The 9,592-nt window shown below is 62.4% G+C and carries 8 protein-coding genes and 2 tRNA genes; 4 read left to right on the top strand and 6 right to left on the bottom strand.

The window, feature by feature from the left end; genetic code table 11:
• Nucleotides 1–12 precede the first annotated feature (12 nt).
• On the top strand, nucleotides 13–1,146 hold the full coding sequence (locus MFF26_RS24050; protein WP_238308754.1) for an acetyltransferase domain-containing protein: 1,134 nt from the start codon (nucleotides 13–15) through the stop codon (nucleotides 1,144–1,146).
• A 626-nt stretch (nucleotides 1,147–1,772) separates the two neighbouring features.
• Here MFF26_RS24050 and cysC read toward each other — a convergent pair.
• The 3 genes from cysC to MFF26_RS24065 all read right to left on the bottom strand — a co-directional run bounded on the left by cysC (nucleotide 1,773) and on the right by MFF26_RS24065 (nucleotide 4,407).
• Nucleotides 1,773–2,363: an adenylyl-sulfate kinase gene (gene cysC / locus MFF26_RS24055; RefSeq protein WP_137831427.1), complete on the bottom strand. Its 591-nt coding sequence runs from the start codon at nucleotides 2,361–2,363 to the stop codon at nucleotides 1,773–1,775.
• Nucleotides 2,364–2,433: 70 nt separating this feature from the next.
• Entirely contained in the window at nucleotides 2,434–3,474 is a 1,041-nt protein-coding gene (locus MFF26_RS24060) for a sulfotransferase family protein (RefSeq protein WP_137831428.1), read from the bottom strand.
• Complete coding sequence (locus tag MFF26_RS24065; protein WP_137831429.1) at nucleotides 3,475–4,407, bottom strand: glycosyltransferase family 2 protein; 933 nt, start codon at nucleotides 4,405–4,407, stop codon at nucleotides 3,475–3,477.
• A gap of 738 nt (nucleotides 4,408–5,145) precedes the next feature.
• On the opposite strand from MFF26_RS24065, the gene MFF26_RS24070 reads away from it, so the two are divergent.
• Both MFF26_RS24070 and MFF26_RS24075 read left to right on the top strand, forming a co-directional pair.
• Nucleotides 5,146–5,931 (top strand): histidine phosphatase family protein, encoded by a 786-nt coding sequence (locus MFF26_RS24070; protein ID WP_238308755.1) that lies wholly within the window; start codon nucleotides 5,146–5,148, stop codon nucleotides 5,929–5,931.
• A 13-nt stretch (nucleotides 5,932–5,944) separates the two neighbouring features.
• Entirely contained in the window at nucleotides 5,945–6,841 is an 897-nt protein-coding gene (locus MFF26_RS24075; RefSeq protein WP_137831431.1) for an NAD(P)H-hydrate dehydratase, read from the top strand.
• Nucleotides 6,842–7,100: 259 nt separating this feature from the next.
• On the opposite strand, the gene MFF26_RS26525 is transcribed toward MFF26_RS24075, so the two are convergent.
• Entirely contained in the window at nucleotides 7,101–7,229 is a 129-nt protein-coding gene (locus MFF26_RS26525; RefSeq protein WP_281405181.1) for a hypothetical protein, read from the bottom strand.
• 368 nt (nucleotides 7,230–7,597) lie between these two features.
• Between MFF26_RS26525 and MFF26_RS24080 the strand changes: the two genes are divergently transcribed.
• Nucleotides 7,598–8,749, top strand: a complete 1,152-nt coding sequence (locus tag MFF26_RS24080) for a tyrosine-type recombinase/integrase (protein WP_238308756.1) — start codon at nucleotides 7,598–7,600, stop codon at nucleotides 8,747–8,749.
• 37 nt (nucleotides 8,750–8,786) lie between these two features.
• Here MFF26_RS24080 and MFF26_RS24085 read toward each other — a convergent pair.
• Nucleotides 8,787–8,864: transfer RNA gene (locus tag MFF26_RS24085), tRNA-Pro, on the bottom strand.
• A 617-nt stretch (nucleotides 8,865–9,481) separates the two neighbouring features.
• A tRNA-Met gene (locus tag MFF26_RS24090) sits at nucleotides 9,482–9,558 on the bottom strand.
• Nucleotides 9,559–9,592 lie beyond the last annotated feature (34 nt).

Below are 9,592 nucleotides of genomic sequence, written 5' to 3' on the forward strand. Positions count from 1 at the left end.
GGATCACTGGTCGTGCCCGCCCGCATCGTCTCGATCGATGCCCTGCGCGGACTGGTGATGGTGCTGATGCTCCTCGACCACCTGCGCGAAACGTGGTTCCTGCACGTACCGGTCGCCGATCCGATCGACGCGAGGACCGCCCTGCCGTCCCTGTATCTGGCCCGCCTCGCGGTCAGCCTGTGCGCGCCGATCTTCATCGCGCTGACGGGCGTGGCCGCCTACCTGTTCGGCACCCGGCATACCCTGGCGGAGACGCGCGCCTATCTGGTGAAGCGCGGTCTCGTGCTGATGGCCTTCGAGATCCTCTACCTCTCCGAGCTGTACTGGGGCGTGGCCAGCCCGACGCTCTGGCTCCAGGTGATTTGGTGCATCGGCGTGTGCATGATCGTCCTGGCGGCGCTGATCGGCCTGCCGCGCTTCGTTCTCCTCGCGGTCGGGCTCGTGATCGTGTGCGGTCACAACCTCCTCGACCCGATCCAACTCCGGCCCGACCAGCCGCTGTTTCCCGTCTGGGCCATGCTGCACCAGCGCGACGTCATCGCGCTTCCGCTCGGGCTGGTTGCCAAGACGACCTATCCGGTGCTGCCCTGGATCGGCGTCATCGTGCTCGGATACGCCATCGGCCCCTGGTTTCTGCCCGGCGTCGCCCTTCGCACGCGCGAGCGCCGTTTCGTGGTGCTCGGCGGCGCGATGCTGGTCGTCTTCGTGCTGCTGCGCCTGACGAACGGCTACGGCGACACGCCCTGGTTCGTCGTCGAGGACAGCGCGCTGCGGACCGCAATGAGCTTCTTCGCGCTGACGAAGTATCCGCCGTCACTGCTGTTCCTGCTGCTGACCCTCGGGACCGGGGCGCTGCTGCTCGTCGCGCTGGAGCGGATCGGCAACCGCCCGCTCGTCGCGGCGCTAGCAGTGTTCGGCGGCGCGCCGATGTTCTTCTACCTGTTCCATCTAACGGTGCTGCGGCTGCTCTACCACGGCGCCTTCGCGATCTGGGGCGCGACCCAGGGCACCGTGTTCGGCGTCGCCGACTACGGGTGGGTTCTGGTGTGGTACGCTGGGCTGATCGTGCCCCTCTACCTGCCGACGGCCCGGTTCTCACGCTTCAAGGCGTCGAGGCGCGACATTGCTTGGCTCAAGTACCTGTAGGGTCTCAAGTCGATCGGTCTGGCCACGTGAAGGGCTGCTTGTGGCGCGAAGCCGAACAAGGAGGAGGCGAACTCCTGACCCGTTGCGGACTTTCGGCTGTTACCCCGTGGATGTCCGCTGCGCTTCGAAAGCTGCCCTGAGGGCCAATTAATCCATGGGTGCTGCAGAGGTTTTTGGGGAGCCCGAAAAGGGCGATTTTCATGCATCCGCTCTCATTAGCCACGGGTGCAGCGTAAGCCACTGATTCATAGCGGCTTTGCCCCGTACACTCGGGGCGCCGCATTGTGCGATGAGCCGACCTTGGGCCGGCACGTACTGAACCGCCGCTGTGAACCGCCGCTTCCGACCCTAATCGGACCCTCGTAAGGTCCGCTTGTGGCTGACTCGAATCGATCTAGACCCTTGGCATCACGTGCCTCGAATTTCTGATACAGACCCGCATGAGACGACAAAAGCGTCTCACGGCGCCGCCTCGCTTGGGCATACCCGAACGGGCGTTGCACCACCGGTGTTTTACCCGTGAGTTTCGGCACGGCTAACTCGCTGGCGGGGCGCGTGGTGCCCGGTCGGTCGAAACTCTTGATTTATTAATATCCGGCGAGGCTTAAGTGCACATAGATCTAATATTAATTGCGCCCAGTTGACAAAATGTTATCTACATCTTCGCTAAACGATTTGAGCATCTCTAATCTACTAAGGTTGAGCAAAGCATCGAACAGTGGGCGTGCCGTGTCTGCGACCGTGAAGCCGGGAGTGGATAGCGTCAGGTCCGGCGCCGCGGGCCGTTCGTATGGCGCAGAAATACCGGTGAAATCCGAAATCAATCCGGCGCGTGCCCGGTCATAGAGCCCCTTCGGGTCGCGCGCTTCGCAGACTGCCAGCGGGGTATCGATGAAGACTTCCAAGAAGGGGATATCGCCCGCAAGCACCCGCGCTGCCTGTCGTTCGGCCTGAAATGGCGAAATCAGCGAGACGATTACGACGAGGCCGGCGTCCGCCATCAGCCGAGCAGTTTCGGCAGCTCGCCGAATGTTCTCCACCCGATCGGCTGCGGTAAAGCCGAGGTCGCGGCTAAGCCCGTGACGCAGGTTATCGCCGTCGAGCACCATGCTGCTGCGACCAGCCTCGGTGAGTGCCCGGTCAACGGCGTTGGCGACGCTCGACTTGCCAGCACCCGAGAGACCGGTCAGCCAAGCGATAACGGGACGCTGTCCCATCCGCTCCCATCTTACCTCGCGCGGCTGCAGCGGCTGCGGTGTCAAATTCGTGCCTATCTCATGCAAAGTGCTAAACCGATCTCCCACGTGCCCTCGAAATCAAATAATCACTAATATTCGATATGCGGTGCCGATTTGCAAAAAAAGCTCTAATAACATTGATCGGCAGCAAGCATAGCTCGCTCATTATATAAATATAACTCTTTTGAGCGGTGCCGCCCTGATAGTTAAGAGCCGCCATGGTGCGGCCCGTGACCATTTCGATGAGGCCGATCTCCTTCTCGGACAATGTCTTCTTCCAGCGCCGGCTCGGTTCGTCGGAAACGCCGCGAACCGTGCCGGCATCCGTATAGGAACTGTTCACCTGCATGATGTCGAGCATGTTGGGCGAATAGGGCAGATCGAGCCAAGTACAGAGCGGTCTGATCGTCCCACTCGGGTCACTCAACAGATCCTCGAATTTCAAAAAGTAGATCGCATTCTCACCATGCCTCGTTCGGGCTGCAACGGCCGACTTTACGGCGCTGTTCCACATCAAGCACTGAATGAGGAGGCTGTAGGACTTTCGGACCCGATCTTCTTCTGCCTTGAGCCGGCCTTTCATGTCTTCGTCAAGGCTCTGCCCTTCGAACCACCGGTTTTTCCAATCTCGATATGACGCGACGACGCCCCTCGGATCGCGATGACAGAAAATGATCCGAGCTGACGGATAGGCGCGTCGAATGTCGTCGATTCGAAAAACGTGCCGTGGGGTTTTCTCGCCCCAGAACGGCAGCCAGTCAGGCATTTTCGCCCTGCAATGCTCTTCGAACATCTCGTCTGCGGACCGAGCTCGGACACCGTGCCGATGCGTGATCGCCACGTGGGCCGGACTGGCCGCCGGATATCGGTGCAAGCCGTAGGCGTGATGCTGCAGAGCTTCGAAATATGCTGTGACGAGACCAGCATCCTGCGCATCGCACTCGCCATCGGGGCGTTTGAGGCGCGGGCGCAAATCGTCGAAATAATGCGTCTCTTTCGAGATATGGACCGACGGGCAATTGTTGAGGATCGAGCGAGTGAGTTCCGTACCACTGCGCGATGGGCCGACGATGAAAATCGGGATCGACATTCAATGCGCTCTCGAACTCTGGTCTTTGCCCCATTCGTACGTTCTTAAAGGCGTCGTGTACGCCCAGATACGTCCAATCATCACACCCAGAATATAAATCGCGACTTTCGGCCAAGGCTGCGAGCCTACGATCGTCGGACCGGATGGCGCTACAGCCTCGCGCGGTTGGTAACCGAGCGACCGAAGCTGCCGCAGGCCGAGCGCGATGCGCCGTCTGACACGGATGATCGGTCGCCATCTCGTCGGCAATCTAACAATGATCTGGATCTCGTCCGCGATGATCCGCTCCTCCGGCGGAACGGAAAGGCGCATGAACGTATCGTCGGCTAGAACATCCGGCATCTCTCCCCAGCATGCCCGGCCTTTCTCGGAAAGGCCGATGACGTACTGGAAAGCGCCGTTCCGTATATAGTTTGAATTGATCCACACGTCGTTGAACGCTTTCGCGAAGCAGGTCGCCCCCTCGTAGCGAAACGCCGCTCGAGGGCTAATCATCATCGCGTTCGACGTGGCGAGGCGCGCAGCGAGACGGGAGAGATCGGATCCTCGGATCTCGACATCGGCGTCGACGTAAAAGCGCGGAAACCGGTCGGTGATCGCCTCTGCGGCTCGGATGCCGCGCGCCTTGCCAGGTCGGATTGTCTCGACCGTACGAATGCGCGCATCCGAAACGCTGGCGACGATCGTCGCACTCGCATCGGTGCAGCCGTTCAGCGCCACGACGACCTGCGCATCCGGTGGCAAGCCGTCGCGAATGAGGCGGAGAAAGCGCTCAAGCACAGCGGCTTCATTGTAGACGGGTACGATGACGGCAAAACCCACGGATGCGTAGGATGTCTTGGCAGGATCGACTTCGCAATTTGAAGCGTCTTCGGACAATTGCAACTCAATCAGCTCCAGCGCCGCTTCTATCGGTCTCGTATATTCCAGCAATCCTGTTTGATCCGGATCGTGGTCATTCTGCGTCCATGAACGGAGGACAGCCGACGAAGACTAAACAGCGATGAGCGGTCGGATCAAGGGCGGTGACCGAAGGTACGACTATAGCAAAGTGCGTAGCGAAGCTATTATTGCGTCTTCCGCGGCAATTGCAATGTCCCTTCGAAAGGGCTCCAATGTTGGGGCCGCCGCTATTGCCGGAGCGAAGATTATTGGTTTCTATTGCTACCCGCGGACTATATGTTAGACATGAAAACAGCTTCGGCACATCGTTGTTGGGTCTCAACTTCGTACTTGCAAGGACTGTATTGATGGCCTTAGTGCGATCGATGTGTGCAGACTACACAATCGTCTAGAACTCATGCCAACCGTAGGACAACAATCCCCGCTCAAAATTTTCGAAAATAACGTTTATCGAAAGTCTCGATCTGTTCAGAAGCGCACATGCTGCGTTGCGCTCGGTTCCGTAAGCGCCCCTGGTGCGAATATTGGGAAACGTGGACTGCGTCCGCTTCCAGGCGTCGAGCTACTCCCCGCTCCCCACCCGATGCGGTCCCTGAGAAGGTCCGCTTCCAGGCTGTTGACCCACCCGTGCCCTAGTTAGGGCCAACGAGATGTCGAGCCGGAACTCAACATTCGACTGGCGGGAACAACCTGCATCTATCGGTGCGTTCCGATCCCCACGGGGATGGGCGTAGAACGTGAAGTTGGGGAGAGGGACGAGTGAGTGGATTGGCCCGGCACCCCTCCCGTCTTTGGATCGTGCGGCACGGCGAAAGTGCCGGAAATGTCGCCCGCGACGCCGCGCACGCGGCCAACGCCCACCGCATCGACATCACTGAACGCGATATGGATGTGCCGCTGAGCGGGCTAGGTCTCGAGCAGTCCGAGGCATTAGGACGGTGGTTCGCCGCGCGACCCGAATCGGAGCGTCCGAACCTCGTCCTCGCATCATCCTATCGCCGCGCGCTCCAGACCGCTGAGGCGATCCGGGCGAGTGGTGGCCTCGCAGCCGGAACGCCCGCGACGCTCATCGATGAGCGGCTGCGCGAGAAGGAATTTGGCATCCTCGACCGACTGACTCGCGCGGGTATCGAGGCTCTGCATCCCGAACAAGCCGCTCTGCGGGCGGACCTCGGTAAGTTCTACCACCGCCCACCCGGCGGCGAGAGTTGGTGCGATGTGATCCTCCGGCTGCGCGGGGTGCTCGATACCATCGCCCTCCATCATGCCGGCCAACGGGTGCTCGTGGTGGCGCACCAAGTCGTCGTGCTTTGCATGCGCTACCTGCTGGAGAATTTGGACGAAGCCAGCATCCTCGCCATCGATGCCGAGGGCGATGTCACCAATTGCGGCGTGACAGACTACGCCTACGATCCGCATCATCCGCCCTCCGGGGGGATGACGCTCACGCACTACAATTTCGTTGCCCCCCTCACTGCAGGGGGCACACCCGTAACCTCCGAACCCGCCCCCGAAGGCCCGGATGAGTTAGGCCGCGTGGCGAACCATACATAAGGTGGATGGGCCGATGGCTGAGCAGAGCGACAGTGCCGATCCGATCACCGAGCGCCTTCTGCGCGGCATGCCCCCGCCGCCACCCTCGTCTGACAGCAAGGACGGCCGTGGTCGCGTCCTCGTGTTGGGAGGCTGCCGAGAGTTGCCCGGGGCAATTCGCCTTTCGGCCGAGGCGGCGATGCGCGTCGGCGCGGGCAAGCTTCAGATCGCGGTTTGCCGCGACGTAGCGGTGCCTTTGGGACTACTGGTGCCTGAGGCGATGGTCGTCGGCCTTCAGCAGACCGAGGCAGGCGGCATATCGCGATCCAACGCGGACGAGGTTTCGAAGCGGGCGGAACGCTGCGACGCGGTTCTCCTCGGCCCGGGGATGAGCGAAGATGCCGAAACGAGGGCCATCGTTGCGGCGGTTTTACGTGCGTCGGGCACGACATCCCTCGTGCTCGATGCAGGCGCCTTGTGCGTCCTGAGTGACGAGCCCGGCTTGACGAAAGGGCTGGCAACACCGGCCGTCATCACCCCGCATACCGGAGAAATGGCCGGGCTGCTCGGACGGCAGCGCGAGACGATCGAGGCCGATCCGTTGGCTGCCGCGCGAGAAGCGACCGAACGGTTCGGGACCCTGACGGTGATGAAGGGTGGCGCCACCTACATCGTCGCACCGAACGGTGGTGCGTGGTGCTACGAGGGGGGCCATGTCGGCCTGGCGACGTCGGGCTCGGGCGACACTCTGGCTGGGCTGATCGTTGGTTTGCTCGCCCGCGGTGCCGATCCTGTTACGGCGGCCGTTTGGGGGGTGTACTGCCATGGTGAGGCTGGGCGGCGCCTTGCTCGGCGACACGGCGGCATTGGGTTCCTCGCGCGGGAAATTCCGACTGAGATCCCCAGCATTCTCGCCGAAATTCTAGTCTAAATGTTTGGTCCCGGCATTTGACGGGGCGGACTCATTCTCAACGAGCAGGTTTCAGCCCCCGTACGCGTGCGAAGCCGACCAGTTTGCGTGCGTCTTCATCCCAAAGTGCGAGGTTCAGGCAGCCCAGGCTCTCGCGCAGCGTCAAGCGTCCGACGTGACCGAGGATCTCGTGGCCATCCAGGCATTCTTGCAGACGGTGGTTCGGAATGCGGCTGTTGAGATGGTAGACGTGGTGCAGGCTGGCATTGCCGGTGAACCATTACAGGACGTGCGGCAGAACGTAGTACGAACTGCCGCCCAGCTCCGCGCGGTGGAAGTCCCAGGTGTCGGCCTCCTCCCAGACGGCCTCCTCGTACTGGTGGCCGGCCGCCGCCTGACGGCGAACCACCAGATCCTCGATGCGGGTGGCGCGAAGCGTCTGATGCCCCTGGTGGTCCAGCGGCGCCTCGGCGCCTTTCGGCCGTCGATCGCAGTGGGGCGCTGACCGTGGACGCCGCCCTTGCTCGCCCGCTCGGACGCGTTCCGACGCGCTTGTCCGTCGTCGGCGCCGTCCTCACCAATCACATGGGAGGAGATCAGGAAGGATGACGACCCTCCCGCTCGGCATCGCTCCCCGCGTCCTCAGACGCGACCAAGCAGCTGAGTATTGCGGTTGCGATTCGCTGAGCGCCTTCGCGGATTGGCAGCGGCGTGGGATCGTCCCGCCGCCCATTCCAGGCACCACAAAGTGGGACCGCAACCTGATCGATCGCTGGCTTGATCGCCGCTCCGGCCTGCTGTCCGATGGTGGAGCATCGGCTGCGGAAGAATGGCTGGCTCAGCATGCACGTTAGGCTGAAGGGCGTGAAGCGGGTTCGCAAGCGGCTCGCGGATGGGACAATCAGGCTCTACCACTATGACCGGGCGACCATGACGCCGATCGCCGGCACGCCTGGAACATCCGAGTTTGCCGCGTCCCAGGCTGAGGCCGGGCGTGCGAAGGCCCAGACCCGAAGTGCCGGGACGGTCGAGTGGCTGATCCGTCAATATCGGCAGTCAGGCGTCTGGAAGCGTCTCGCAGCCTCCACCCGCGAGATCGGCAATCTCAATCTCAAGGCTGTCGAGGAAAAGTGGGGCGCCATGCCGATCGAGGCGCTCACCATCGTGCCGCGGCCTGGGGTGCCCAGTGCGCGCACGCTGCTGCTGGACTGGCACGAGGGCCTTGCGGAGACACACCCGCGCGCAGCTGACGCAAAGCTATCCGCCTTCAACGGTGTGCTGGCTTGGGCTGTCGATAAGGGACACATCCCCCGCAACCCGATCGGGACGTTCACCCGCGCCTACCGCGCGAACCGAGCCGACCTGATCTGGCTGCCGGAGAACATCGCGTCCTTCGAAAGTGTCGCGAGCCCCAAGATGCACCTTGCCATGATGCTCGCGCTCCACACCGGGCAGCGCCAGGGCGACCTTCTTACGCTCCCGTGGTCCGCCTACGATGGAGAGGCGATCACGCTGCGCCAGGGGAAGACGCGGAAACTGGTCTACGTGCCGACCACGGCTGCCCTCCAGGTAGCGCTCGCCTCAGCGCCTCGCCGTTCCCCCACGATCCTGACAATGGCGTCGGGCCGCCCTTGGCTGAAACGCCACTTCCATACGATTTGGACGGAGACGGTGAAGGCGGCCGGCATCGCCGACGATCTCCATTTTCATGACCTGCGGGGAACGGCAGTGACCATGCTGGCCGAGGCCGGCTGCACGGTGCCGGAGATCGCGACGATCACCGGACATTCTCAAGCCCACGCGCAGAAGATCCTCGACCGTTATCTGGCCCGAACCCGAACCCGAACGCTCGCGCGAAGCGCCATTGCGAAGCTGGAAGACCACCGCCGCACAAGGCAGATGGAAACCAAAACGGAAACCGGGGCCTGACCCATCGGTCAGACCCCGGCTAAACCCTTGAAACTTATGGTCGGAGTGGCGGGATTCGAACCCACGACCCCTAGTCCCCCAGACTAGTGCGCTAACCGGGCTGCGCTACACTCCGACGCCCCAGAGGGCCTGCGGCTCATAGCTTTCTGGCAGAGCCCGCGCAACCCCTTTCCGCCAACTCCGCGCAACGAAGGATCATCCGGTTGGGGCTGGTTATCCGGCAGCAAGAGCCAGGATCGGAACTCGGCGGAACCACTTAGCTTAGCCGGGCAATCCCAATATTGCGGCGCTATAGGGTAAATCCCTAGAGCCAGGGACGAGCCCGTTCCCTGCCCGACCGCTCACGGATCGAATCGCCACAGAATTTGATCGCTCCGTTCCAGCCGAGATATGTGCCCGGTCGTGGCGAACCGGTCGATCCAACCTCCTTCGCTGCTGCGGCTCTGCCTCAGGTGGCCACTAGGGCGGTGGGAACGAGGCCGGTCACCCAACGTGATCTGAGGGCCCAGGCGCCCCCAAACGAACGGAGCCGTTCGTGGGTCTCCGAGCGCCCTCCCCTGCCCTCTCGGATCGCCGCGTCGCATCGCCGGCGCTGGATCGGCGAAAGCCCACCGAACTGCTCACCACAGCGCCTTACCGCTCTGGCATGACGATCCATGCCCCTGAACGCGCCAAGGCCCGCGCTGTGTGAGCGCGGGCCTTGGCGTGTCGGTTCGGTGATGGTGGTGTGTCTGGTTGCGGGGGCTGGATTTGAACCAGCGACCTTCAGGTTATGAGCCTGACGAGCTACCGGGCTGCTCCACCCCGCGGAAGGTATGTGTAGGGTCGGGCCGGGTCGGCGTG

The sequence above is a fragment of the Methylorubrum suomiense genome (assembly GCF_022179765.1).
Taxonomy (GTDB): domain Bacteria; phylum Pseudomonadota; class Alphaproteobacteria; order Rhizobiales; family Beijerinckiaceae; genus Methylobacterium; species Methylobacterium suomiense.

What these genes read in the sequence shown, in the direction of transcription:
- cysC (WP_137831427.1), bottom strand. Translation starts at nt 2,363, where the DNA reads ATGGGACAGCGTCCCGTTATCGCTTGGCTGACCGGTCTCTCGGGTGCT.
- MFF26_RS24060 (WP_137831428.1), bottom strand. Translation starts at nt 3,474, where the DNA reads ATGTCGATCCCGATTTTCATCGTCGGCCCATCGCGCAGTGGTACGGAA.
- MFF26_RS24075 (WP_137831431.1), top strand. Translation starts at nt 5,945, where the DNA reads ATGGCTGAGCAGAGCGACAGTGCCGATCCGATCACCGAGCGCCTTCTG.